Raw genomic sequence first — 23,868 nt, 5'->3', positions numbered from 1 at the left:
CAGGTCCTTCGCCCCGGTCGCGGTCGCCGGGCGCCGGGCCTTCCGACGGAGGCCGCGCCTGGACCACGCACGATCACCGGGGAGGACCCATGGCCGACGTACTGTACCGACGGAAGCGCCGACATGCGACGGACAGCATGCTCGACGCGGCTCTGCGCTACGCGGAGCTGGGGTGGCCGGTCGCGCGCGGCGCCGCGCCCGGCGAGGACCGCGCGTGCAACTGCGACAGGATGGGCTGTCCGGACCCGGCGGCGCACCCGGTCACGATGGCCTGGGGGGTGGAGGCCAGCACCGACCCCGCCACCCTCCGCCGCTGGTGGACGGCCACCCCCGACGCCAACGTCATCCTGCCGACGGGCAGGGTCTTCGACGTGTTCGACGTCCCGCGCGAGGCGGGTGTGATGGCGCTCGCGCGGATGGGGCGGTCGGGGATCCCGGCCGGGCCGGTCGCGGCGGTCGACTCCTCCCGCTACCTGTTCTTCGTGGCCACGCGCTCCCCGGTGGACGAGGACGAGTGGTGGTCCTGCCACCTGGACTGCGTGCCCGAGGACGTCGAGGAGATGCCCGGCCTGCGCTGGCACTGCCGGGACAGCTTCGTGCTCGGCGCCCCCTCCCTCATGCCCTCCGGCAACCGGGTCACCTGGATCCGGACCCCCCTCGACGCCGGCGAGCCGGTCCCGCTGCCCGACCCGATCGCGGTGCTCGGCATCCTCGCGGACGCCAGCGCGGAGTTCTCCGGCTGACGGTCGCCACCCGCCCCCGCACGCGGCGGCCCGGAGGCGTTCCGCCCCGGGCCGGTGCGCCCCACCGCTCCGCCGTCCCACCGCGCCTGTGCCTGGCCGCGCGGGCGGCCGGAGGGGCGCGTCAGGCCCCTCCGCGTTCGCGCACCCACAGCGCCAGCCTCGTGCGGTCGCGCAGACCGAGCTTGCGCAGGATGCTCGTGACGTGGTTCTTCGCGGTCCCCTCGGTGATGAACAGGGTCCGCGCGACCTCCCGGTTGGTGGCGCCGGTCCCCACCAGCCTCGCCACCTCCTCCTCGCGCTCCGACAGCGGTGACGCGGCGGCGGGAGCCGGCGCGGGGGCCGGAACCGCGTCCAGGGCGGCGACCAGCCGCTCCGCGGCAGGCCCTCCCAGGACGGTCTCCCCCCGGGAGGCGCGGCGCAGCGCCGAGACCAGCTCCTCCGGCGGCACGTCCTTGAGCAGGTAGCCGCGCGCACCGGCGCGCAGCCCCCCGAAGATCAGCTCGTCGTCGTCGAACGTGGTCAGCACGACGGCCGGAACGTCCGGGTACTCCTCCCGCATACGGCCGATGAGGGTGATCCCGTCCATGAGCGGCATGCGGGCGTCCACGAGGGCCACGTCCGGGAGCGGGGCGGCCGACGACAGGAACTCCAGCGCCTCCACCCCGTTGGCGGCCTCACCGACCACGGCGATGCCCTCCTCGATCTCCAACAGCTTGCGCAGCCCCTGCCTCAGCAGGATCTGGTCGTCCACGATCAGGACCGAGACGGTGCTCACGCGGCGCCCCCGATCGTGGTCAGGGCGGTCTCCGGCGCGGGGACGCGTGCGGGAACCGCCACCCTGAGGCGGAAGCCGCGCCGCGGCGCGCCCTCCTGCTCTCCCCCGGAGGAGCCCTCGGCCCCGACCCCCGCACCGGCCCCGGCGCGGGCCTCCCCGTCCCCGCCGCCCGCGCCCACGGGGACGCCCGTGCCGGGGGTGCCCCGAACCGCTGCGTCCCCGTCCGCGTCGCCGACGTCCAGCGTGCCCCCGACGGCCTCGACCCGCTCCGCGAGCCCGCGCAGACCGAACCCGGAGATCGCCGACCCCTCCGCGGCCCCGCCGCCGTTGTCGGCCACCGTGACCGACACTCCGCCGGGGCCCGCGTCGACCAGGACCTCCACCAGGTCCGCGCCCGAGTGGCGCATCGCGTTCGTCAGCCCCTCCTGGAGGCCGCGGTAGCAGACCAGCTCGGCCTCCTCCGACAGCTCGGGCCAGGTCCCGGTGTCGGTGAACCCGATGCGGATGCCGCCGCCGTCGAACGAGTCCGCCATCGCGCGCATGGCGGCCACCCCGGCGCGCCCCTCCAGCCGCAGCGGTCGCAGCGCGCGCACCCACCTGCGCGTGTCGGTCAGCGCCTCGCCCGCCAGCTCCCGCGCCTGCTCCACCTCGCCCCACGCCGCGTCGGGGCGGGCGGTGCGGAAGCGCAGGGCGTTGGACAGGGACATGGCGAGCGCGGTCAGGTAGTGGCCGGTGCTGTCGTGCATCTCCCGGGACATGCGGGCGCGCTCCTCGGCCACGGTCAGCTCCCGCACCCGCTCGGCGCGGTGGCGCAGCTCCTCGTGGGCCCGCTCCAGCTCGGAGAGGAGGGCGGTGGTCCGCTCGGCGCGCTCCGAGGCGACGACCAGGCCCACGAAGGCCATGCCCGACGCGGCCACGATGAACAGGAGGCTGGTCCCCATCACCAGTCCCGCCCAGAGCGGGGCCAGACCCGGCAGGGCGAGGGCGAGGACCACGCTGAACGCGAAGATGGAGGCCCCGTAGCCGAACCCGCCGGGCAGGCCGAACACGGCCACCGCGTTCATCGTCCCCACGCACACCAGCAGGAACATCGTGTAGTTGTTCGTGACCAGGCACAGGATGGTGAGGACGAGGAAGACCACGCTGGCCAGCCGCCGCAGCGGAGGGGAGTCCTCGGACCAGGCGAGGAGCGGCCACAGCGCGCACGACGCGATCGTCGCCCCGAAGCTGGCGAACATCACCGCCTTCAGCGCGGGGGGACCGGACGCGAACGTCGGCTCGATCAGGATGACCAGGGTCTGGAGCACGATCGTGATGCCCATCGCTCCCCAGAACAGCAGTTGCAGCATGCGCGGCGGGCGGTCCCTGTGGAGGATGACCCAGGCCGACAGGTCGGGGAGCGAACCGGACGTCTTCATCCCACGAGCGTAGCCACGCCCCGCTCCCGGTCGCGCTCCGGCAGGGGGCACGTCCGGAGCATGTTCCCGCCATGACCTCCGGCATGCCCGATGCCCGGAGAACGGCATGACCGCACCGTGCCGCGCGGTCGATGCGGCCGTCCCCCGCCTTTCCCTAATGTTCCCGGTGAGAGAACGAGAGCGGAGGGGAAATGGGCATGAGAACGGCTGCGAGAACCTCGGGCGAACCCCGGATTCCGATGGTGGGAATCGCTTTCTCGGTGGTGGGGATCACCCTGATGGCCTACGTCTCGTGGGTCGCCTGGCCGGACCTCCCCGCCATGGTGCACGGCGGGAAGACCAACCTGGACGGCACCCCCTCCATGGTCCCGCGCGCGTTGCTCGTGGCGGCCCTGCCGGCCACGGCCGTGATCCTGGCGGTCGTGCTGGCGGTCGGGGGGATCGTCGGCGCCCGGATCGAGCGCGCGCTGAACCTTCCGGTCCTGTGGACGGCGCGCGGCCTCACCCGGAACACGAACGTCATGCTCTCCCTGCTGTCCCTATTCCTCCTGGTCGTGCACGGGGTCCTCGTCCTCGGCCGGGCAGGGAGGGACATCCCGACCGATCAGGTCATGGGTGCGGCGGTCGGCCTCTTCCTCGTCGGAGCCGGACTGCTCCTCGCGCGGACGGAGGCGAAGCACGCCACCGCCAGCGCGTTCCACCGCTTCGGGGCGGCCGCCCGGGTCCCCGCCGCGGTCGCGCTGACCGCGGTCGGACTCACCCAGGCCGCCGTCGCGCTGCTCGCGCCCGCGTCCCCCCTCGCTTTCCTCGTCCCCCTGCTCCTCCTCCCCGCGCTGGGGGCGGCGGTGGGCGTCGCCGCCCTCCGCTCGCGCCCCTGAGACAACCCCGAGAGAAAAGACACGGAGGTGCCCATGCACGGCACGCCGATCATCACCACGAAGAAACTCACCAGGGACTACGGAAACGGTGCGGGGGTGTTCGACGTCGACCTCTCCATTCCGCGCGGGAGCGTTTTCGGACTCGTCGGCCCCAACGGCGCCGGAAAGACCACGCTGCTCTCCGTCCTCGCCGGACTGAGGCGCGCAGGGAGCGGGTCGGTGCGGGTGGGGACCGCGAGCGGACGGGTCCTGCTCTGCCCCGACATCCCCGACTTCGAACCCTGGCTCACCGCCACCGAGGTCGTCACCCTCAGCGCTCGGCTCGCCGGGGTCCCCGCCACGGAGGCGGACACGGCCCTCGCCCTGGAGCGGGTCGGGCTCGCCGAGGCCGCCCACCGGCGCAACGCCCGCTTCTCCAGGGGTATGCGGCAGCGGCTCGGCCTCGCCGCCGCCCTCGTCTGCCGCCCCGAGGTGCTCATCCTGGACGAGCCGGCCTCCGGACTGGACCCGCGGGGCCGTGTGGACGTCCTCGCCCTCATCCGCTCCCTGCGGGAGGACTGCACGGTCGTGCTCGCCAGCCACCTGCTCGGCGACGTACAGAGGGTGTGCGACGACGTCGCCGTCCTGGTCCGGGGGCGGGTGGTCTACCAGGGGCCGGTCGCCGACATCGCCGACCGCGGACGGCCCAGCGCGTGGCAGGTGCGGGTGCGCGGGTCGGCCGAGCGGGTGGCGGACCTGCTGTCCGCCGAACCCTGGGTCACAGGCGCCTTCCCGGTGGAGGCCGAACCCGACTGCGTCCACGTGGAGGCCACGGGAGCCGCCGCCGGGGAGACCGGCATCCCGCGGGTGCTCGTCGAACACGGCGTCCCCCTGGTCTCCATGAACGGCTACGAGGCCGACCTGGAGTCGGCCTTCCTCTCCCTCACCTCGACGGACGCCACGGACCGGAGCTCCCGATGAACACCGCGCCCTACCGCAACGAGATCAGGCGCATGACGCGCACCCACTCCCTCACCGGGCTGCTGGCGTTCTTCGTCTTCTTCGGGGCGGCCTCACCCCTCCTGACGTTCTTCCTCCCCGACCTGCTGGCGTCGATGGAGGGCATGGAGGGCGTCGACCCAGGCATGGCCGACCTCCTGCCGGAGGCCACCCCCGTCGCGGCGATCGGCTCCTACGTCGAGAACGGGCAGACCCTCGGCGTCCTCTTCGTGCTCCTGGTGGCCGCCGCGGCGCTGGCGCTCGACGGCAGCCCCGGCCGCTCCACCTTCTACCGGGTGCGGGTGTCCGGCCCCGGCGCGCTGGTCCTCCCGCGCTTCGCGGTCCCCGCGGCGGCAGCCGCCGCCTCCTACACGGTCGGCGCCCTCGTCGCCTGGGCGGTGACGCTGCTGCTGATCGGGGAGCTCCCCCTCGGGGCGACACTCGCGGGGGCGGTGCTCACGGGGCTGTTCCTGGTCTTCGCCGTCGCGGTGACGGCCCTGGTCGCCAGCAGGGCCGGCGGCCTGCTGTCCACGGTCGGGTTCTCGGTGGCCGCGCTGGTCCTGCTGCTCCTGCTGGGGCAGCTGCCGGTGGTGGGGGAGTGGTCGCCCACCACCCTCGTCGCAGCCCAGGCGGCGCTGCCCGCCGGCGCCCCGGCGACCGACTTCCTGCCCGCGGCGGTGAGCACCCTCGCGGGGACCGCCGCACTCCTCGCCCTGGCCGTGCGCGGCTTCGGGACCCGGGAGACCTGAGCGGGGAAGCCGGGCGCACCGCGCCCCCGGGGCATCCGCGGAGGGGGTCATCGGACGGACCCCCTCCGTTCGCGTCCGCTCTGTCCGGGCGCGGTCCTAGATCTCCGTGGCGTTCACCACGATCCCGTCCTCGTCGCTGTACAGCCACTCGCCCGGCACGAACGTGACGTCGCCGAAGACCACCGGCACGTCGAGACGCCCGGCGCCGTCCTTCGCGGACTTGCGGGGGTTGGACCCCAGCGCCTTCACCCCCAGGTCGAGACCGCCGAGCGCCCTGGTGTCGCGCACCGCGCCGAGGATCACCGCGCCGGCCCAGCCGTTGTCCACGGCCGCCGCGGCGATCATGTCGCCCATCAGCGCGGACCGGAGCGAACCGCCGCCGTCCACGACCAGCACCGCCCCGGCCCCGGGGGTGTTGAGAACCTGCTTGACCAGGCCGTTGTCCTCATGGCACCTGACGGTGCGGACACGGCCCGAGAAGACCGCGCGCCCACCGAACTGGCGGAACTGCGTGGAACAGCTCCGCAGGGTGTCGCCGTGGTCGTCGATGAGGTCGGCGGTGGAGAAGTTCGAGGTCATGGCAGCTCCGGTACGGGTCGTGGGGTGGACACCCCCAAAATTACTCGCCGGTACCGCGCGTCTCCCCGCCGGTCCCGAACGCCACTTTCCTCGGTGCGGCCCCCGCTCCGGCCCTGAACGGTCGCTGTTGATGACAGGATAAGGAACTTCCCGTCATCAGCTCGTGGGAGTCCCGTCACCCGCCGACCGGACGTCGCCCAGCCCCTCCCCCGCTCGCGCGCGACCCTCCCCGTACGACTTTCTGGAGAGAGATGGTCTCCGAGATCTTCGCTGTCAGTGCCACCTGGTCCCGGGCCGTGATCGAGTTCGCCGACGGACTCGACCCCTGGGTCCAGGAGGCCGCCTACCTGGGCACCGACCTCTTCCTCGGCGTGTTCGCGGTGCTCTTCCTCGCCGCCTGGTGGCGAGCCAGGTCCCACGGCTCCCGCGCCGTCGGCCTGGCCCTGTTCGCCCCCGTCGCCACCGTCATCGCCTACGCCGTCAGCCGCACCGTCAAGACGTTCTTCGAACAGCTGCGGCCCTGCCAGGCCATGACCGACCTGACCACCATCGCCACCTGTGACCCCATCGGCGACTGGTCGTTCCCGAGCAACCACGCCGCCATCGCGGGCGCCGCCGCCGCGGCCATCATCATCGCCTGGCGCCGCATCGCGGTCGTCGCCGTGCTCTTCGCCGTCCTGGAAGCCTTCTCCCGGGTCTTCGTCGGCGCCCACTACCCCCACGACGTCACCGTCGGCCTCCTCGTCGGCGCCACCGTCGCCGCCCTGGTCTCCCTCGCCATGGCCCGCCCGATGACCGCGCTCGTCGACCGCGTCGCCTCCACCGAACGCCTCCGTCCGCTCGTCCGCGCCGGGGGCGCGGCCGAGGAGGAGACGGAGGGCGCGGAGCCTCCCAGAGACACCGACCCCCGCAACACGTACGCGAACGCCTGACCGCTCTCCCCGTGTGCCCCGTCCCGCCCCCGGGACGGGGCACACGTGTGCGGTGCCCCGGGGCGCGTGCCCCGAGTCCCCCCAGGCTGGTGGACACGTGATCCGGGTACCCGGGTCCACCGGCTCGTCCGGTCCGTCCTGCGCCCCTGACCTCGGCCCGGGCGCCCCGGCTGTGGGGGCGGGTCACGGTTCCGCGGCAGGACACAGCTGACACACTGGTGAGGTGGGTACTCAACAGACTTCAGCACAGCTCTTCGAGCGGGCCGCCGCCGTCGTTCCCGGGGGAGTGAACTCGCCCGTGCGCGCCTTCGGCGCCGTCGGCGGGACTCCCCCCTTCTTCGTCAGGGGCGAGGGCCCCTACCTCACCGACTCCGACGGCCGCGAGTACGTCGACCTGGTCTGCTCCTGGGGTCCGCTGATCCTCGGACACGCCGCCCCCTCCGTCGTGGACGCCCTCCACACGGCGGTCGACGCGGGGACCTCCTACGGGGCACCGACGCCGGGCGAGGTCGAACTCGCCGAGCTGATCGTCGGCCGCACCCCCGTGGAGAAGGTCCGACTGGTCAACTCCGGTACCGAGGCGACCATGTCCGCGATCCGCCTCGCGCGCGGCTTCACCGGCCGCAGCAAGATCGTCAAGTTCGCGGGCAACTACCACGGCCACGTCGACGCCCTCCTGGCCGCCGCCGGATCCGGCCTGGCCACGTTCGCCCTGCCCGACTCGCCGGGGGTGACCGGCGCCAGCGCCGCCGACACCCTGGTGCTGCCCTACAACGACGCCGAGGCCGTCGAGCGGGCGTTCGCCGAGCACGGCGACGACATCGCCTGCGTCATCGCCGAGGCCTGCCCCGCCAACATGGGCGTGGTCCCGCCCGGGGCCGGGTTCAACGCCCGCCTCAAGGAGATCGCGCACGCCAACGGCGCGCTGCTGATCCTCGACGAGGTCCTGACCGGCTTCCGCGTCAGCGCGTCCGGGTGGTACGGCCTGGAGGAGGTCGCCCCCGACCTGATGACCTTCGGCAAGGTGATGGGCGGCGGGCTCCCCGCCGCGGCGTTCGGCGGGCGTGCCGAGATCATGGACAGGCTGGCCCCGAACGGCCCCGTGTACCAGGCGGGCACCCTGTCCGGGAACCCCCTCGCCACGGCTGCGGGGCTCGCCACCCTGCGCGGCGCCACCCCCGAGGTGTACGCGCACATCGACCGCGTGTCGGCGCAGGTGGAGTCGGAGGTCTCCAAGGCCCTCAGCGCGGCCGGAGTCGTCCACCGGGTGCAGAGCGGCGGCAGCCTCTTCACGGTGTTCTTCACCGACAGGGAGGCCGTCGACTTCGACAGCGCCCGCACCACGGACACCAGCGTGTTCGCCGCGTTCTTCCACGCGATGCTCGACCAGGGCGTGTACCTGCCCCCCGCCGCCTTCGAGGCCTGGTTCTTCTCCGCCGCGCACGACGACGCGGCCGTCGACAGGGTGGTCTCGGCGCTGCCCAGAGCGGCCCAGGCGGCGGCAGAGGCCCAGGGCTGAGTCCTGGCCCGGCCCGATGACCCCGAAAGAAAGAAACACACGATGACGACGACGACCGTCGTGCACCTGCTGCGGCACGGAGAGGTGTACAACCCTGACAAGGTGCTCTACGGAAGGCTTCCGGACTTCCACCTGAGCGAGCGGGGCCGACAGATGGCGGAGATGGCCGCGGAGTGGTTCGAGGGCCACGACATCGCCGCGCTGTACTCCTCCCCGCTGGACCGGACCCAGGAGACAGCCGTCCCGCTCCAGAAGATGCTCGGGCTCCCGGTGGCCCTCGACGACAGGATCATCGAGGCCGCCAACAAGTTCGAGGGGATGGCGCTGTCCCGGAGGTCGATGCGCGACCCCCGCGTGTTCAGCCGGGTCTACAACCCGTTCCTGCCGTCCTGGGGCGAACCGTACTCCGAGATCGTCACCCGCATGGTCTCCGCCATCAAGGACGCCCGCCGCGCGGCGTGGGGGAGGGAGACGGTGCTCGTCAGCCACCAGCTGCCGATCTGGATGGCCCGCCGGACCGCCGAGGCGAAACGGCTCTGGCACCGTCCGGACCTGCGCGAGTGCAATCTGGCGAGCGTCACGTCGTTGACGTTCGCCGACCAGCGGCTGGCCAGCGTCAGCTACGCCGAACCGGCCGCCGAGTTGTACCGCGACGAGCCCTCGGTTCCCGGGGCGTGACCCGGAGCGCGTACCCGTCGCGGTAAGCTGGTGCTTCGGGTGCGGTAGGCGTGCGCTTTTCCGGCGTTCGGCCTCCCCGGGGTACGCCCCGGTCGCATCGGCCCCCCGCGCCCTGAGCGCGTTGGTGCCAGCGGGCCCAGCAGCCGCATCCGAGCCCCTTGCCGGTTTTCACCGCCCAGCGGTTCGGCATGTCCGTACTCATCGTGAGCGAGAAGGTGATCCCATGGGTTCCGTCATCAAGAAGCGTCGCAAGCGGATGGCGAAGAAGAAGCACCGCAAGCTGCTCAAGCGCACGCGTATCGCGCGTCGCAACAAGAAGTAGGACCGGTCGCGGCGAAGTCGTCTCTCCGCGGGCGTGGGCGTGCCTTCGGTTCGCCTCGGGCGCGGAGACACCTTCTCCCCTTGCGTGCGCTTTGCCACCGCAATGGAATTTTCTGGGTGGGACGATGTTGTGTCTCACGGGTCGCGGTAGCCGGCTCACCCTCGTGGTGAACGGTCCGCGGACCTCCCGGAACAGCTCCCGTCTCCTTCCAAGGAACGTGTCGCCATGGCTCGTGTCGTACTCGTCACAGGGGTGTCCAGCCCCCTGGCCGCCAGGGTCGCGCAGACCCTGAGCGAGCAGCCCGGTGTCCGCCGAGTGATCGGCGCCGACTCCTCGCCGCCTCCCCGGCACTCCCAGGGGATCGAGTACGCCCATGTCGACCTGCACGACGGGAGTCTGGACCGGATCGTCACCGACTCCGGTGCCGACCTCGTCCTGCACCTGGGCCTGGACACCGAGGGCGCGCCGAACCGGGAGGACAACCTCCTGGGGACCATGCGGGTCCTGGGCGCCGCCCAGCGCTCCACCACGGTCCGCCGCCTGGTGGTCCGCTCCAGCGCCACCCTCGACGCCGACGACGCGGCCGAGGTCGAGCGCCACACACGCGGACTCCAGCGCCGCCGCCCCGACCTGTCGGTGGCGCTCCTGAGGTTCGCGAACCTCATCGGCCCCTCCGCCGATACCCCCCTCACCCGCTACCTGGACTCGCGCGTCGTGCCCACGGTGCTCGGCAGCGACCCCCGTGTGCGGTTCCTGCACGAGGACGACGGCGCCGAGGCGCTGGTGCGCATGGCGCTCAGCGACGGAACGGGCTTCTTCGACGTGGCGGGCACCGACCCCGTGCCGCTCTCGCAGTGCCTGCGCCGTGTCGGCGGCCAGCGGCTGCCGGTCCCGGCCCGCGGCCTGAAGGTGCTGAGCGGACTCGCCAAGCACGGCCGCATCGGCTACGCGAGCTCCAGCACGACGCGTGCCGTGCACGCGGGCCTGCGCACCCCGGGGATGGATCCCGACTCCCTGGAGCGGGTGCTGGACTGGTCTCCCGCGTACTCCTCGGCCGAGGCCTTCGAGTCCTACGCGCACAGCCGCACCGTCTCCCCGCCGCGCGGCGGGAGAGGCCTGCGCCCGATCCACGTGCTCGCCCTCGCCAGGGCCACGCTGGGGCGCTGAACCCCTCTTCTCCACCGTCCCGGACGTGTGCGGCCCGCCTTGCGCGGGCCCTCCCGGGAGTCCGTCGGCCCGCTTCGCGCGGGCTCCACGGTGAATCCCTCGACCCGCTTCGTCCGGGGTCTCCGGCGCGCGGTGCCGCTTCGTGCGGGCACCTCCCCGTGCCCGACGGCCCGCTCCGGCGGGCCGGTCTCCTGATCTTCCGGCGCCCGCGCCCACGCGCGTTCCCGCCGGATTCCGGCCGAGTGCCGGCCGTGTGGGGCCTCGCGGGGCCGCTCGGCGCCCGCAGATCCCCCGTGAGCGCTCCGGGGCCGGGTGGCCTGCCGCCCAATCGGCAGAAACCCTCCCGTGTCCTCTCAGACCGCTCTGCGTTGTCTGACCGCCCGCAGGGCGACGGCTCCGGCCACCGCGCCCGCCACCGCGGCGGGGACCGCCACCTTCAGGGCGGCCCTGTGCTTCCGGAAGTCGTGCACCGGCCATCCGTGCGTGCGCGCGTACCGGCGCAGGTCCCCGTCCGGGTTGACCGCGTGGGGCCGACCCACGAGGGACAGCAGGGGAAGGTCGTTGGAGGAGTCGCTGTAGGCCGAGCACGCGGCGAGGTCCCAGCCCTCCTTGCGGGCGAGCGCTCGCACCGCGACGGCCTTCGCGGGGCCGTGCATCAGGTCCCCGTTGAGACGCCCCGTGTACACCCCGTCGACGTTCTCGGCCTCGGTGCCCAGGGCGCCGGTCAGGCCGAGCCGCCGCCGGATGATCTGTGCGAGTTCGACCGGGGTGGCGGTGACGAGCCACACGGGTTCGCCCGCGTCGAGGTGCCGCTGCACCAGTGCGCGGGTGCCCTCCCAGATCCGGTCGGCCATGGTGTCGTCGTAGATCTCCTCGCACAGGGTGACGAGGTCGTCCAGGTCGTGACCCGCGACGAACGCCAGGGCGGCCTCGCGCGCGGCGTTGATGTGCTCGGGCTGTTCGCTCCCGGTGACCCTGAAGACCGTCTGCCCCCAGGCGAACCGCATCAGGTCGCGGGTGGTGAAGAGGTCGCGGGCCGCCAGGCCCCGGGCGAAGTGGTAGATCGAGGCGCCCCGCATCAGGGTGTTGTCCACGTCGAAGAAGGCGGCCCCCGGACCGACCGGAGTCGGGGGCACGGCGTCGTATGACACGGTTCTCTCCTGGCTTGGGTGGGGGAGGCGGCCCTCCGGTGTCGGGGTGGCGCTCCCCGCGTAGATGCGAGCCTATGACCACCCGCGGGTCATCAGGGGCTGCTGGGATGCGACGGTAAACCAGGTGATGAAGCTCACAGTGTGAATCGCCGTTGTGGGCCCCACACTGCGGGATCTTCCCCGAAACTGCACCTCTCATTCTGCTCGAAGTGCACATCCACCCGCTGGCGTGCAGCATCATTGTCGGGATGGTGACGGTAGGACTGGCATTCATAAGCGCGTTGGTGGGCTGGAGCGCCACCGCCGCGCTCGCCGCGTACGCCCAACGCCGTCCCGGTGTGGCCGCCGTCGGGTGGCTGATCGCCGCACTGGGAATGACGGTGGGACTCAGCGCGGCCGTGATCGGGGCGATGTTCGACTTCGGCGAACTCACCTTCCGGCTGCTCCAGATCGGTATCAGCCTCATAGGCCCGCTCTTCATGGCCTGGGCCGCGTTCGAGTACGGCGTCCGATCGCCGCGAGGGCTGTTCTCCTCCAGGCTGCTGCTCAGCGCGTTCACCATCGTTCCCCTGGTGGTGCTGTCCGTCGACCGGGTGAGCACCCGTTTCGGCGGGACCTTCCCCGCCCTGGGCGACCACTACGACCTCATCCCGCGCTCGCTCGTCAACGTCACGCAGGTCGTCGCCGCGGTCCTGCTGGTCACCGCGATCGTCGCGGTGGCGCGGCGCGCCTCCGACCACCGCAACGCCACCCTGGCGGTGCTCGGCCTGATCGCCCTCGCCACGCTGCTCTCGGTGCTGGTCGGCAGATTCGGGCTCGGCCTCGGCGGGCCCCTGCTGATGCTCGGCGCGGTCTCCGCGCTGTGGGGCGCCGCCGCCATGGCAGCGCGTCCCCGCCGGGACTCCTACGACGATGACGACTACTACGACGACTACGACGACGTGGCCGAGGACACCGACGACGAACTCCCGGAGGAGCCCGTGCGCCGCAAGCGTCGCAACGCCGAGACCTACGACGACTACTACGACGGTCCGCCGACCCGGCAGGCCCCGCCCGCCAAGCTGCGCGGCGTCATCACGATCTACACCCTCGCCGACGGCCAGGGGCCGGGTTTCGACCGCCTCGCCGACGCCGTCGTCGCGCAGGTCGCCGAGCGCGAGCCGGACACGCTCCTGTTCGCCTGCCACACGGTGCCCAGCGCGACCTCGCAGCGCATCGTCTACGCGATCTACCGGGACGAGCTGGCGCAGGAGGAGCACGAGCAGCAGCCGCACGTCGTGGAGTTCGCCCGACTCGGCACGAGCCACGTCGTCGCCACCAACGTGATCGAGCTCTCCCTGTCCGGCGCCGCGGCCAGCGACGGCCTCGCCGGCATGCTGATGCCGCGCTGACCTGCGCTTCGGATCCCCGGCGGTAGGGCGATCCGACCCGCGTTCCCCCTGGCCCCCACCAGGGGATGTCTCGAACCGGTGTATTTGCCCCGGAACGTTGAACCAGCTGAGGGGCCCCGGCGTCCAACCCCGGGTGAAGTACCCTTCCCTACAGGTTTGTCATGACCGGTGCCCGTCGGGCACCGATGGCGTGTGACCGAGACCGGCCGGACAGCCCAGCCGAGAGGCGCGCCGGAGCGAAAGAAAGTGTGCTGGGATTTCCGATGCGTAAATTTCTTGTCGTCCTCCTGATCCTCCTGGTCGCCCTCGTGGTGGCAGTCGACATCGGGGGACGCAGCGTCGCGCAGACCGCGGTCGCGCGCCAGCTCGCACAGCAGCTCCAGATGGCCGAGGAGCCGACCGTCGAGATCGCGGGCTGGGCGTTCCTGCCCCAGGTGTTCGGGGGCGAGTACTCCGAGATCCGGATCACCGCCGACACCGCCACCCTCAACGGTGTGACCCTCGAGCAGATCGACGCCACCGCGTCCGACGTGCAGGCGCCCCTGGCGGACCTCCTCGACCAGCCCAGCGTGGTGGCCGGTCAGCTGGACGGCTCCGCAGTCGTCCCCTACTCCTACTTCAACGCCTACCTTCCCGAGGGCATCACGGTGGCGACCGAGGACGGTCAGCCCCGGATCACCGGAGAGCTCGCCCTCCCCGAGCTCGGACTCAGCACCTCGGTCAACGCGGGCGGCCAGTTCACCGTGGACGGCGACACCCTGTCCTTCACCCCCGAGGACATCCAGGTCGAAGGGGTCCCCGGGGACGTCGGCAGCCTGGTCGCGGGGTCGCTCACCTTCAGCGCGCAGGCGCCGGCCCTCCCCTTCGGCCTGGCCGTCACCGACATGGAGCCCACCTCCTCCGGGCTGCGGATCACCGGCACCGGCGCGGACGTCCCCCTGATGGGGGCCGAGGCGGCCTGACGGACCCGGCCGGCGGCGCGGTCCCCGCGGCGCCCCTGCTCCCGGGCGGGGTCGCCGGCCTCGCCCGGCGCCGGAACCCCGCGCGCCTCCGGGAGCACACGGCGCGGGGAGCGCGGGCGCACCGCCCCCGGGGCGCGCGGACCGGACGGACGGCACACCAGGAGGAGGACGGAGCGGTGGCGGCACCAGGCGGGAACAGGCGGCCGGACGCGGAGCGGTCCGGCGCGGTCGACGCGCTCACCTCCGACGAGATCGGCGCCGAACTGGGCAGGCGGGCCACACTCGTACAGTTCTCCAGCGCCTTCTGCCAGCCCTGCCGCGCCACCCGGCGCGTCCTCGACGACGTCGTCGCGATGGTCGACGGCGTCGGCCACGTGGAGATCGACGCCGAGTCCCGGCTCGACCTCGTCCGCAGACTCGACGTCGTGCGGACCCCCACGGTCCTCGTCCTCGACGCCGGGGGCCGGATCGTGCGCAGGGCGAGCGGGCAGCCCCGCAAGGCGGACGTCATCGCCGCGCTCGGCGAGGCCGTCCGCTGAGCGGACGATTCCCGCGCGCCCACCGGGAAGAACGGCCGTCCTGTGATCTACCCCACCCGTGACAAACGCGTCGCGGGGACTGTAGCGTCTAGGACGTGACTTCCTTGACGAGCGCGTATCTGACGAAGCGACGGGCAGTGGACTTCTGCCGCGTCGCCGCCGCGCTCTGTCTGTGTCCCTAGGGCGGACGGGCTTCCCGACCCCCGCCCCCTCCGTGCGACTGGTTCCTTTCCGTGTACGCAGCAGGGGACAGCACACCATGCAGGTCGACCCTCGCGGGCAGCGCTTCCGCGCTGCCCTGACCACCCTCGCACCGGCCGTCGCCCTCGCCACCGGGAACCCCTGGTTCCCCTCGGTTTCCAGGCGCTGGTCTTCGCCGCAGCGGTGGTTCCCGGGGCGCGTCACCCGCCCTGCGGCCTGCTGTTCTCCGCCCTCGTACGCCCCCGGCTCGGCCCTCCGGCCGAACCTGAGGACGCACGGCCTCCACGGTTCGCACAGGGAGTGGGACTCGCCTTCGCCGTTCTCGGACTCGCCGGACACCTGGCGGGCCCGGAGCGGCTCGGTACCGCCCTCGCCCTCCTCGCCGCCTTCCCCGACACCGCGTCCGGCTTCTGCGCCGGCTGCGAGACGTATCCGCTCGCACGCCGCCTCACGGCGTCGGGGAGGACGGCCTGACACCCCGTATCCCGGGACGGCAGCACCCGGGAGCACCGACCGCACAAGCGACACCGCACAAGAAACACTGGAGGTTCCGCATGAGCCGCTCCGACGTCCTCGTGGATGCCGACTGGGTGGAGGCTCACCTGGACGATGACAACGTGGTCCTCGTCGAGGTCGACGAGGACACGTCCGCCTACGACAAGGGCCACATCCGCGGCGCAGTCAAGATCGACTGGAAGACGGACCTCCAGGACCCGGTCCGCCGCGACTTCGTGGACCGCACCGGGTTCGAGAAGCTGCTGTCCGCCAAGGGCATCGGCAACGACGACCAGGTGATCCTGTACGGCGGCAACAACAACTGGTTCGCGGCCTACGCCTACTGGTACTTCAAGCTGTACGGCCACGAGGCCGTCCGCCTGCTCGACGGCGGCCGCAAGAAGTGGGAGCTGGACTCCCGCGAGCTGGTCGAGGAGGTCCCCGAGCGGGCCGCCACCGAGTACACCGCCCAGGAGCAGGACGCGTCGATCCGCGCCTTCCGCGACGAGGTCGTCGAGGCCATCGGCACCAAGGACCTGGTCGACGTCCGCTCGCCCGACGAGTTCACGGGCAAGCTGCTCGCCCCCGCGCACCTGCCGCAGGAGACCTCGCAGCGCCCCGGCCACATCCCGACCGCGCGCAACATCCCGTGGGCCAAGACCGCCAACGAGGACGGCACGTTCAAGAGCGCCGACGAGCTGCGGGAGCTGTACACCGAGGCCGGCGTGGACCTGGACAAGGACATCATCGCCTACTGCCGCATCGGCGAGCGCTCCTCGCACACCTGGTTCGCCCTGCACGAGATCGTCGGCCTGGAGAACGTCAAGAACTACGACGGCTCCTGGACCGAGTACGGCTCCCTGGTGGGCGTGCCGGTCGAGCTGGGAGAGGCGGAGGCCAAGTGAGCGACAGCTGCGGAGCGCCGGTCGGCGGGGTCGCCCTCGCCGACGTCGACGCGGGCAACCAGGCGGTCATCCAGGGCACGGTGACACGTGACGGCGAGCCGTTGCGCGGAGCCTACGCCCGCCTGCTCAACGCCTCCGACGACTTCGTCGGGGAGGTGGCCACCGGCGACGAGGGCACGTTCCGCTTCTTCGCCGCGGACGGGGACTGGAAGGTCCGCGTCCTGGCGTCCAAGGGCTTCACCGGGGAGTACCCGGTGCGGGCCGAGGTGGGCAAGGTCATCGACCTCCAGGTGCAGGCCTGACCAACGGGGGACACGACAGTTCGGGCGCGGAGCGCCGGTACCGACGGGAGACCGTCCGGCGCCGGCGCTCCGCGCTGTCCGGGCCCCGTGCCCGGGGCGTCCGGAGGTACCCGCCGCTCCGGTGACGCGGGCGGCCCGGGGGTGCGGTCGCGGGCGTTCGGGATGCCGGCGCCGACGGCGGCCCTCCCCTGAGGGCGGCCCCCGCGGTCCCGGAGCCGGCGGGCGCGGGCCCGCCCCCGGCAGGGTGGGGACCCGGGTGTCCGGAGGCCGGAGGACCACCCGTCACCGCGTCCCGCACCGCGGAGCGCCCGCGGCCGTCCGTCCTGCGCCCGGACCCGGGCGACCGCGCGTTCGTCCACAGGGAGCGGCCGGGACTGGTGGGCCGTTCCGGGGGCTGCTTCACTGGAAGGAGTGCGACCTCACCGACTCTCCGGCCGCGACCGGCTTTCGGCAGCGTGTCGACCCCGGTGGGACCGTGACAAGCACCTCGGGCAGGTGGCAGCATCAGGCCCACACTCCGGTCACAGCCGGAGCCCCGCGTGAACAACCCCCGGCCGCACCCTCCACGGCGGCCGGTCAGGAGGTGTGAGGACGGTGCCCGACCCCCGCACAGGCGGCACGGCCCGAGGAGAGGCCGGGCGGACCTACGTCGGCTGGCGCCACACTGCGCTCCTCCCGCCCCCGGGACCGGCCCCCCGCAGGCCCGTGCCCGCCGACACCGAGAGCGTCAGCGAGGAGTGGATCGCCGCCCAGCGCGACAGCGAGGCCCAGACCAACCGCCCCCTCTACTTCGCCCTGGCGGGACTCGGCGTGTTCGCCCTGCTGTGCCCGCTGCTGTGGACCCTGCGCATCCTCCCGGGCAGCTTCGCCCTCGGTGGCGCGTTCGCCTGCGCCGCGATCGCCGCTCCCGTCGTCTACGCCCTGGTCCAGAGCCGCCAGGTCGTCGCCGAGCGGCTGGCCAGGGCCCGTGAGCAGTTGGCCGCCGAACGCGACGAACGCGAACGGGTCCTGCACGAACAGCAGCGCGACCACGCCCGCCGGTACACCGAGTGGCAGGCGGCCTCGCGCGCCTACGAGGCGCAGCCCCGCTGGTACGGGGTGACCGTGCCCGCCGACGCCTGCGCCGCCGTCGTGGTCGGCGGTACCGACACCGGATGGTCGGCGCTGCTCGCCACCGTCGGCGTCTCCCGGCTGCGCGAGGGCGGAGACCTCACCGTCGTCGACCTCACCGGGCGCTCCGTGGCCCGCGAGCTCGTTCGGCTCGCCCGCCGCTGCGCTGTCGACCCGCGCCGCTGGGTGCTGCCCGCCGACCTGCCGCGGATGACGCTGGGCACCAATCTGGACGCAGGCCAACGGGCGCGCATCCTGTCCGCCGTCGCGGCCGCCTCCGGGGACGCCGACGACGCCGACGCGGACGAGACCCTGCTGCTGCGCCTGCTGGAGGTGCTGGGCCCGCACGTCGGCATCGCCGAGCTCATCGGTGGCCTGCGCGCCCTCATCACCCCCCTGGAGGACGCGGCCGAGGACGACCCGGCGCTCGCCCTGCTCACCCCCGGGCAGCGGGTGCGGGTGCGCGAGCGCTGCGCCGACCGACCCGACGTCCGGGAGCGGGCCTGGGAGCTCGAACGCCGCCTCAGCCCCTTCGAGGCGGTCGGCACCCGGGCGGACGACGGCGACTACGCGCAGGTCAAGATCATCTCCACCGATCGCGCCTCCGGCCCGTCGGCGGCCCGCGTCTACGGTACCTACGCCGTGTCCGCGCTCAGCGAGCTCCTGGAGGGGGCGGCGCGCCCCCGCGACACCGGAGGCGGGCGCTCCCGCGTCCGGCCCGACCGCACGCGGACCGTCGTGGTCTGCGGAGCGGACACCCTCCCCCCGGAGGAGGTCGACCAGGTCCTGTCCGCCGGGGCCGAGAGCGGGGTGGAGGTGGTCCTGATGTTCGGCGCCGCCTCACCCGCCGCCCTGGCCAGGTTCTCCGATCCCTCCTGCCTGCCGGTGGTGATGCGCCAGCAGGACGGCTCCGCGGAGACCGTCGAGCACGCCGTGGCCGCCGCCCCGGGGTTCGCCGGGCACGATCCCGCACGGCTGCAACTGCACCGCCTGACCGAGGCGGTCGGCGAGGCCGTGAGCGGCTCGGACACCGGTGCGGAGGACCCCGAGGACGAGATCGAGGCCGACGACCGCTTCTTCGCCTCACCGCACACCGAGTCCGGAGCGGTGATCCGCAACGCCGCCGCCGCGATCACCCCCCTCGACCTCGTCCGCCATGTGAGATCCGCCACGGCCTGGGGGCGCGCCACCGCGCAGGCGGCCGGGATCGACGCACCCGGTGCGCAAGGGGACGGAGAGGGCGATCCCGTGCGCGTCAGCCGACTGGACGCCGGCGCGCTCCGCGACCTGCCCCCGACCGCCGCGGTCGTCCTGACCCCCGGAGGCCCTGTCCTCGCGGACACCAACCCGGGTATCCTCACCCTGTCCACAGCCACACTGGCCACCGTGGACGACTCCCAGAACTCCAGCACCACGTCGAGCGGGCGCGGCGCCAAGGCGGCGGACACCCGCCGGGGCCGGAGGGGACGGCACGCCGAGAGCGGACGTCCCCGTTCCGTGGCATCCGGCGGCGCCCCGCCCGACACGCCCGCCGGCGCCCGCGACGGGTCGCCGGCGTCCGTGGGGGTCGACGACACCAGGGGGCAGGTACCGCCCAACCTGGGGCCTCCGCCGGAGAGGTTGGACTGGCGGGTCTGATCCCAGGTGGACACTAGGCTTGGCCCGACACGTCGCCCGCCGCCGCCCACGAGCGAACGGCGCGGGTGATCCAGCAGTTCTGGAGAGTAGGCAGCGGGTTCCCCGCCTGGGGCGGGGCCTTCGGTCCTCCGGGCCGTGGACCCGCCGCTGCCGGCACGAGCCGTCCCCAGGAGGTGACCGACGATGGCTGCGTTTCACGTAGGACGACAGGCCGGCCCCTGTGCGCTTCCTCCGCTGCCCGCGTCACCCGCCAGGACGCTCCGGCTCCCCGCCCGCGGCGGCGCCGAGGCCGCTCGGCGCACACCGTTCACCGTCCGCTCCACGGGCCGCGCCGTCGTCTCCCCCCGCACCGGGGAGCCGGGGACGGCACGGTCCCACCGGGGCACGGCGCCGGCGGCCACCGCCGCGGGGCGCGGCGGTTATGCGCGGACGTGTGCCGACAAGTACGGTTCTCCTCGTCTGCGTTCGCCGGGGGCCCAGCGGTTCCACGGGTTCGCCACGGGGGAGTCCGTCCGGGCGGTCCCGCCGACCGGGAGGACGGCCGGTGCCGGCACCGGCCGAGTCGCGGTACGCGTGACCGGCAGTTCCAACGTTCGTACCCGGCACGGCATCGTGCAGGGGATCCACCACCGCCGTTTCCGGCTGCTCCAGCGAGCAGGCGGACATGCCTACACCACTCAGAAGGAGGCAGGGGCCACCTCTCCCGGCCTGCAAGCCGGAGTAACCGTCCCGCACAGCAGATGAGCGAGCTTCCCTTGCGCGCCCAACTGGCATCGGTCCTGGGAAGGAGCGCAGCCAGCCTCTCCCGTGCCACCGGACGGGGAGACGGCTCCGTCATCGGTGGCAAGGTGGCGCTCAAGGTCGAACCCGACCTGCTCGCCAAGCTCGCCCGTGGCCGCAGGCTCGCCCTGATCAGCGCCACGAACGGCAAGACCACCACCACCAGGCTCATCGCGCAGGCCCTGCGCGAGTTCGGTGACGTGGCCACCAACGAGCACGGCGCCAACATGCCCACCGGGCACATCACGGCTCTGTCCGACAACCGCTCCGCCGTCAACGGCGTGCTGGAGGTCGACGAGAAGTACCTCCCGCAGGTGCTGCTCGCCACCCAGCCGTCGTTCGTGGTCCTCATGAACCTGAGCCGCGACCAGATGGACCGCGCCTCGGAGATCAACCTGCTCGCCAAGAAGTGGCGCACCGCCCTGGGCAAGAGCAACGCGCACGTCATCGCCAACGCCGACGACCCGCTCGTCGCCTGGGCGGGCCTGGGCGCGCCCAACGCCACCTGGGTCTCCGCCGGCCAGCGCTGGAAGGAGGACTCCTGGTGCTGCCCCGAGTGCGGCGGCCACCTCAGGCGCGAGACCGACCCGTACTGGGAGTGCCCCGAGTGCGGGCTGGCACGCCCCCGCACGAGCTGGGCCGTCGAGAACGAGACCGACACCCTGGTCACGCCGGAGGGCCAGCGGATCAAGCTGCGGCTCAACCTGCCCGGCGACGCCAACCGGGCCAACGCGGCGATCGCCGCCGCGACCGCCGCGGGGTACGGCATCCACCCCGAGCGCACCGTCGAGCGGCTGCGGGAGATCACCTCCGTCGCCGGTCGCTACACCTCCGTGGTGACCATGGGGGTCGAGGTGCGGCTGCTCCTCTCCAAGAACCCCGCCGGGTGGCTGGAGTCGTTCGCCGTGCTGGACCCGCCCCGGACCCCGGTGATCCTTGCGGTCAACGCCCAGATCCCCGACGGAAAGGACACGTCCTGGCTGTGGGACGTGGACTACACGGTGCTGCGCGACCGCCGCGTGTTCGTCATGGGCGAGCGCCGGACGGACCTCGCGCTGCGGCTGGAGACCGACGGGGTCCGATTCGAGATCGCCGACCGGGTGGACGAGGTGCTGGGACGCCTCAAGGCCGAGCAGCCCGACATCACCAAGGTCGACCTCATCGCCAACTACACCGCCTTCCAGCAGATCCGCACGGCCTACGGCCGCGTCCAGTAGGGGAATGTCATGACGAACACCAGTGCGTTGCGGATCGTGTGGATCTACCCCGACCTCCTGAGCACCTACGGCGACCAGGGCAACGTCCTCATCCTCAAGCGCCGCGCCGAACTGCGCGGCATCCCGACCGAGATCGTGCACGTCCACTCCAGTGACGCGGTGCCCGAGCAGGGCGACATCTACCTGCTCGGCGGCGGCGAGGACCGGCCACAGATCCTCGCGGCCGAGCGCCTGCGCACGGACGGCGGGCTGGCCCGCGCCGCCGCCCGCGGCGCGTGCGTCTTCGCGGTGTGCGCCGGCTACCAGATCATCGGCGAGTCCTACGGCGACGACGAGGCCAACCCCCTCCCGGGGGTGGGCATCCTCGACATCCGCAGCGGGCGGGGCGAGACGCGCGCGGTCGGCGAGATCGTCGCCGACGTGGAACCGTCCCTGGGCGTCGGCCGGATCACCGGTTTCGAGAACCACCAGGGCCGCACGGCCATCGGCCCGTCGGCGCGCCCGCTGTCCACCACGGTGCGGGGGATCGGTAACGACGACCGCACCGAGGGCGCCTACCAGGGCCAGATCCTGGGCACGTACCTGCACGGTCCCGCCCTGCCCCGCAACCCGCAGCTGGCGGACCTCCTGCTGCGCTGGCGCGTGGGGCAGCTGGCCCCGCTCGCACCGTCCTGGGGCGAGCGGCTGCACGACGAGCGCCTCGCCGCGGCGCTGCGCTAGGGCGTGTTCTGTGGATGCTTTCGGTTGACTCGGCGCTTGCGCCGATCGACGCGAGCGGCTTCCAGGCCATCTCTCGCAAGACGAGTAGCGCAGGTCAGCCCGGGTTTGGCTGTCCAAGCGCAGTCGGCGCGGCGAGAGGCAGCCTGGGGGACGCGAGCCCGGAATGATCCGCGGAACGCGGCCTAGCCCGGGGAAACCAGCGCGGGGCCCGGCGGGCACGGAACCACTCCGTGCCCCCGGGCCCCGCCGCTTTCACACCGGATCCGGCCCGCGCCGGAGGGGCCGCCGGAATGTTCCGGCCGTGTGTGACGCTTCCCAGGACATGAAGGCAATAGCTCTGCAGCAGTACGGTTCCGCGGACGACCTGGCCCTTGTGGAGGTCTCCGACCCCAAGGTCGCCCCCGGTGAGGTCCTGATCCGCGTGAGGGCGGCGGGCGTGAACCCGGTCGACTGGAAGGTCGCGGCCGGAGCACTCGACCCCATCATGGAGGCGGACTTCCCGCTGATCCCGGGATGGGACGTCGCGGGCGTCGTCGAGGCGGTCGGGCTCGACACCACCGAGTACGAGGTGGGGGACGAGGTCTACGGGTACGCCCGCAAGGACTGGGCGAAGAACGGCACCTACGCCGAACTCGTGTCCGCGAGTGTGCGCATGGTCGCCCCCAAGCCCGCGTCGCTGAGCTGGGAGGAAGCCGCGGGGGTCCCGTTGGCGGGCCTGACCGCCCACCAGGCACTGAAGCGCGTCGGGGTGGGGGCCGGTGACACCGTGCTCGTCCACGCCGCCGCGGGCGGGGTGGGGGCGTTCTGCGTCCAGATCGCGGTGGCGAAGGGCGCCCGCGTCATCGGTACGGCCAGCGAGCGCAACCACGACTTCCTGCGTTCCCTGGGCGCCGAACCGGTCGTCTACGGGGAAGGGCTCGTCGACCGCGTCCGGGACCTGGCGCCCGGGGGAGTCGACGCCGTGCTGGACTTCGTCGGCGGCGGGGTGGCCGAGCTCTCGCTCCCGCTGGTGGGGGCGCCGGATCGTGTCGCGTCGATCGCGGACGCGGGCATCCTGGCGCACGGCGGCCACTACGTGTGGGTCCGGCCCGACTCCGCCGGCCTCGTCGACCTGGCCCGGCTCGCCGACGACGGCAAGCTCTCCGTGCACGTCGAGCGTGCGTTCCCGCTCTCCGAAGCGGCCGACGCCTGGCGCCTGAGCCAGACCGGTCGGACCCGGGGCAAGATCGTCCTGACGGTCTGACCGATACGAGGGGGCCCGGCGGACGCGGTCCGCCGGGCCCCCTGTCATGCCGCGCCGAGCTCGCCCCCTGCCGTCCCCGAGGCGTCCGCGCCCCGGGAGGGGGCATGGGGGGCAGGTCCGGGGTGACGGCCAGCGATCCGTGCTCGACCCGTAGGTGCAGGGCACCGCCTATGGCGCCGATGTACGAACGCAGCAGTTCGAGGCTGTCGATCTGTCCGTGTTCGATCTGTGAGATGCGCGCCCGGCCTTCATGCCTGGTCGTCCTCCGGCCTTCGCAGGTGACCCAGGTGGCGCCCGATCCCCTCCGCGTCCTAGGCCGCGTTCCGCGGATCGTTCCGGGCTCGCGTCCCCCGGGCTGCCTCTCGCCGCGCCGACTGCGCTCGGACAGCCAAACCGGGGCTGATCTGCGCTACTCGTCTTGCGAGAGATGGCCTGGAAGCCGCTCGCGTCGATCGGCGCAAGCGCCGGGTCAACCG

General features: G+C 73.0%; 24 protein-coding genes. 20 read left to right on the top strand and 4 right to left on the bottom strand.

Annotated elements, in window-relative coordinates:
- The first annotated feature begins 89 nt into the window (after positions 1-89).
- Positions 90-743 carry a bifunctional DNA primase/polymerase gene (locus Q8791_RS19455; protein ID WP_330093170.1) on the top strand — a complete coding sequence of 218 codons (654 nt, stop codon included), beginning with the start codon at positions 90-92 and terminating at the stop codon, positions 741-743.
- A 121-nt stretch (positions 744-864) separates the two neighbouring features.
- Here Q8791_RS19455 and Q8791_RS19450 read toward each other — a convergent pair whose 3' ends face one another.
- Both Q8791_RS19450 and Q8791_RS19445 read right to left on the bottom strand, forming a co-directional pair.
- Entirely contained in the window at positions 865-1,518 is a 654-nt protein-coding gene (locus Q8791_RS19450; RefSeq protein WP_330093169.1) for a response regulator transcription factor, read from the bottom strand.
- Positions 1,515-2,936, bottom strand: a complete 1,422-nt coding sequence (locus tag Q8791_RS19445) for a sensor histidine kinase (protein ID WP_330093168.1) — start codon at positions 2,934-2,936, stop codon at positions 1,515-1,517. Before Q8791_RS19445 ends, Q8791_RS19450 begins: the two co-directional genes overlap by 4 nt.
- A gap of 239 nt (positions 2,937-3,175) precedes the next feature.
- Between Q8791_RS19445 and Q8791_RS19440 the strand changes: the two genes are divergently transcribed.
- Genes Q8791_RS19440 through Q8791_RS19430 form a run of 3 tightly spaced genes read left to right on the top strand, consistent with a single transcriptional unit; the run spans position 3,176 to position 5,541 of the window.
- A complete protein-coding gene (locus tag Q8791_RS19440) occupies positions 3,176-3,814 on the top strand; it encodes a hypothetical protein (RefSeq protein WP_330093167.1) in 639 nt (212 codons plus the stop codon).
- 33 nt (positions 3,815-3,847) lie between these two features.
- Positions 3,848-4,774: an ABC transporter ATP-binding protein gene (locus tag Q8791_RS19435; protein ID WP_330093166.1), complete on the top strand. Its 927-nt coding sequence runs from the start codon at positions 3,848-3,850 to the stop codon at positions 4,772-4,774.
- Positions 4,771-5,541 carry an ABC transporter gene (locus Q8791_RS19430; protein WP_330093165.1) on the top strand — a complete coding sequence of 257 codons (771 nt, stop codon included), beginning with the start codon at positions 4,771-4,773 and terminating at the stop codon, positions 5,539-5,541. Before Q8791_RS19435 ends, Q8791_RS19430 begins: the two co-directional genes overlap by 4 nt.
- Before the next feature lie 96 nt (positions 5,542-5,637).
- On the opposite strand, the gene rraA is transcribed toward Q8791_RS19430, so the two are convergent.
- Positions 5,638-6,120 (bottom strand): ribonuclease E activity regulator RraA, encoded by a 483-nt coding sequence (gene rraA, locus Q8791_RS19425; protein ID WP_330093164.1) that lies wholly within the window; start codon positions 6,118-6,120, stop codon positions 5,638-5,640.
- A gap of 251 nt (positions 6,121-6,371) precedes the next feature.
- On the opposite strand from rraA, the gene Q8791_RS19420 reads away from it, so the two are divergent.
- From Q8791_RS19420 to Q8791_RS19400, 5 genes are all read left to right on the top strand, one after another.
- Positions 6,372-7,052, top strand: coding sequence for a phosphatase PAP2 family protein (locus Q8791_RS19420; RefSeq protein ID WP_330093163.1), 681 nt, complete (start codon positions 6,372-6,374; stop codon positions 7,050-7,052).
- Positions 7,053-7,275: 223 nt separating this feature from the next.
- Positions 7,276-8,571 (top strand): glutamate-1-semialdehyde 2,1-aminomutase, encoded by a 1,296-nt coding sequence (hemL, locus tag Q8791_RS19415; RefSeq protein ID WP_330093162.1) that lies wholly within the window; start codon positions 7,276-7,278, stop codon positions 8,569-8,571.
- A 42-nt stretch (positions 8,572-8,613) separates the two neighbouring features.
- Positions 8,614-9,249 (top strand): histidine phosphatase family protein, encoded by a 636-nt coding sequence (locus Q8791_RS19410; RefSeq protein WP_330093161.1) that lies wholly within the window; start codon positions 8,614-8,616, stop codon positions 9,247-9,249.
- 223 nt (positions 9,250-9,472) lie between these two features.
- Entirely contained in the window at positions 9,473-9,571 is a 99-nt protein-coding gene (locus Q8791_RS19405) for a 30S ribosomal protein bS22 (protein WP_017621272.1), read from the top strand.
- A gap of 225 nt (positions 9,572-9,796) precedes the next feature.
- Positions 9,797-10,738 (top strand): NAD-dependent epimerase/dehydratase family protein, encoded by a 942-nt coding sequence (locus Q8791_RS19400; protein WP_330093160.1) that lies wholly within the window; start codon positions 9,797-9,799, stop codon positions 10,736-10,738.
- Positions 10,739-11,091: 353 nt separating this feature from the next.
- On the opposite strand, the gene Q8791_RS19395 is transcribed toward Q8791_RS19400, so the two are convergent.
- Entirely contained in the window at positions 11,092-11,889 is a 798-nt protein-coding gene (locus Q8791_RS19395) for an HAD family hydrolase (protein WP_330093159.1), read from the bottom strand.
- Between the two features lie 248 nt (positions 11,890-12,137).
- On the opposite strand from Q8791_RS19395, the gene Q8791_RS19390 reads away from it, so the two are divergent.
- The 11 genes from Q8791_RS19390 (at position 12,138) to Q8791_RS19345 (ending at position 23,392) form a co-directional block, all read left to right on the top strand.
- Complete coding sequence (locus tag Q8791_RS19390) at positions 12,138-13,280, top strand: putative quinol monooxygenase (protein ID WP_330093158.1); 1,143 nt, start codon at positions 12,138-12,140, stop codon at positions 13,278-13,280.
- Positions 13,281-13,543: 263 nt separating this feature from the next.
- Positions 13,544-14,242, top strand: a complete 699-nt coding sequence (locus Q8791_RS19385; RefSeq protein WP_330093157.1) for an LmeA family phospholipid-binding protein — start codon at positions 13,544-13,546, stop codon at positions 14,240-14,242.
- 176 nt (positions 14,243-14,418) lie between these two features.
- Positions 14,419-14,781: a TlpA family protein disulfide reductase gene (locus Q8791_RS19380; RefSeq protein ID WP_330093156.1), complete on the top strand. Its 363-nt coding sequence runs from the start codon at positions 14,419-14,421 to the stop codon at positions 14,779-14,781.
- A 95-nt stretch (positions 14,782-14,876) separates the two neighbouring features.
- A complete protein-coding gene (locus tag Q8791_RS31850) occupies positions 14,877-14,963 on the top strand; it encodes a putative leader peptide (RefSeq protein WP_352983320.1) in 87 nt (28 codons plus the stop codon).
- 202 nt (positions 14,964-15,165) lie between these two features.
- Positions 15,166-15,456, top strand: coding sequence for a DUF4395 domain-containing protein (locus Q8791_RS19375; RefSeq protein ID WP_330093155.1), 291 nt, complete (start codon positions 15,166-15,168; stop codon positions 15,454-15,456).
- 80 nt (positions 15,457-15,536) lie between these two features.
- Complete coding sequence (locus Q8791_RS19370) at positions 15,537-16,382, top strand: sulfurtransferase (protein WP_330093154.1); 846 nt, start codon at positions 15,537-15,539, stop codon at positions 16,380-16,382.
- The gene (locus Q8791_RS19365) at positions 16,379-16,684 is read left to right on the top strand and encodes a DUF1416 domain-containing protein (RefSeq protein ID WP_330093153.1); all 306 of its coding nucleotides are present in this window, start codon (positions 16,379-16,381) and stop codon (positions 16,682-16,684) included. The genes Q8791_RS19370 and Q8791_RS19365 overlap by 4 nt, the downstream gene beginning before the upstream one ends.
- 594 nt (positions 16,685-17,278) lie before the next feature.
- Positions 17,279-19,432, top strand: coding sequence for a hypothetical protein (locus tag Q8791_RS19360; RefSeq protein ID WP_330093152.1), 2,154 nt, complete (start codon positions 17,279-17,281; stop codon positions 19,430-19,432).
- Positions 19,433-20,172: 740 nt separating this feature from the next.
- The gene (locus Q8791_RS19355; RefSeq protein ID WP_330093151.1) at positions 20,173-21,429 is read left to right on the top strand and encodes a Mur ligase family protein; all 1,257 of its coding nucleotides are present in this window, start codon (positions 20,173-20,175) and stop codon (positions 21,427-21,429) included.
- A gap of 9 nt (positions 21,430-21,438) precedes the next feature.
- Positions 21,439-22,149 (top strand): type 1 glutamine amidotransferase, encoded by a 711-nt coding sequence (locus Q8791_RS19350; protein ID WP_330093150.1) that lies wholly within the window; start codon positions 21,439-21,441, stop codon positions 22,147-22,149.
- Between the two features lie 322 nt (positions 22,150-22,471).
- Positions 22,472-23,392: an NADP-dependent oxidoreductase gene (locus tag Q8791_RS19345; protein WP_330093149.1), complete on the top strand. Its 921-nt coding sequence runs from the start codon at positions 22,472-22,474 to the stop codon at positions 23,390-23,392.
- The last annotated feature ends 476 nt before the right edge of the window (positions 23,393-23,868 follow it).

The organism is Nocardiopsis codii (assembly GCF_036327455.1).
GTDB classification, from domain to species: domain Bacteria; phylum Actinomycetota; class Actinomycetes; order Streptosporangiales; family Streptosporangiaceae; genus Nocardiopsis; species Nocardiopsis codii.
The sequence above is the reverse complement of the archived record's forward strand: the minus strand, read 5'-3'. Positions and strand labels throughout refer to the sequence as shown.

What these genes read in the sequence shown, in the direction of transcription:
- Q8791_RS19455 (WP_330093170.1), top strand. Translation starts at nt 90, where the DNA reads ATGGCCGACGTACTGTACCGACGGAAGCGCCGACATGCGACGGACAGC.
- Q8791_RS19445 (WP_330093168.1), bottom strand. Translation starts at nt 2,936, where the DNA reads ATGAAGACGTCCGGTTCGCTCCCCGACCTGTCGGCCTGGGTCATCCTC.
- Q8791_RS19440 (WP_330093167.1), top strand. Translation starts at nt 3,176, where the DNA reads ATGGTGGGAATCGCTTTCTCGGTGGTGGGGATCACCCTGATGGCCTAC.
- Q8791_RS19435 (WP_330093166.1), top strand. Translation starts at nt 3,848, where the DNA reads ATGCACGGCACGCCGATCATCACCACGAAGAAACTCACCAGGGACTAC.
- Q8791_RS19430 (WP_330093165.1), top strand. Translation starts at nt 4,771, where the DNA reads ATGAACACCGCGCCCTACCGCAACGAGATCAGGCGCATGACGCGCACC.
- rraA (WP_330093164.1), bottom strand. Translation starts at nt 6,120, where the DNA reads ATGACCTCGAACTTCTCCACCGCCGACCTCATCGACGACCACGGCGAC.
- Q8791_RS19420 (WP_330093163.1), top strand. Translation starts at nt 6,372, where the DNA reads ATGGTCTCCGAGATCTTCGCTGTCAGTGCCACCTGGTCCCGGGCCGTG.
- Q8791_RS19410 (WP_330093161.1), top strand. Translation starts at nt 8,614, where the DNA reads ATGACGACGACGACCGTCGTGCACCTGCTGCGGCACGGAGAGGTGTAC.
- Q8791_RS19405 (WP_017621272.1), top strand. Translation starts at nt 9,473, where the DNA reads ATGGGTTCCGTCATCAAGAAGCGTCGCAAGCGGATGGCGAAGAAGAAG.
- Q8791_RS19400 (WP_330093160.1), top strand. Translation starts at nt 9,797, where the DNA reads ATGGCTCGTGTCGTACTCGTCACAGGGGTGTCCAGCCCCCTGGCCGCC.
- Q8791_RS19390 (WP_330093158.1), top strand. Translation starts at nt 12,138, where the DNA reads ATGGTGACGGTAGGACTGGCATTCATAAGCGCGTTGGTGGGCTGGAGC.
- Q8791_RS19385 (WP_330093157.1), top strand. Translation starts at nt 13,544, where the DNA reads ATGCGTAAATTTCTTGTCGTCCTCCTGATCCTCCTGGTCGCCCTCGTG.
- Q8791_RS19370 (WP_330093154.1), top strand. Translation starts at nt 15,537, where the DNA reads ATGAGCCGCTCCGACGTCCTCGTGGATGCCGACTGGGTGGAGGCTCAC.
- Q8791_RS19355 (WP_330093151.1), top strand. Translation starts at nt 20,173, where the DNA reads ATGAGCGAGCTTCCCTTGCGCGCCCAACTGGCATCGGTCCTGGGAAGG.
- Q8791_RS19350 (WP_330093150.1), top strand. Translation starts at nt 21,439, where the DNA reads ATGACGAACACCAGTGCGTTGCGGATCGTGTGGATCTACCCCGACCTC.
- Q8791_RS19345 (WP_330093149.1), top strand. Translation starts at nt 22,472, where the DNA reads ATGAAGGCAATAGCTCTGCAGCAGTACGGTTCCGCGGACGACCTGGCC.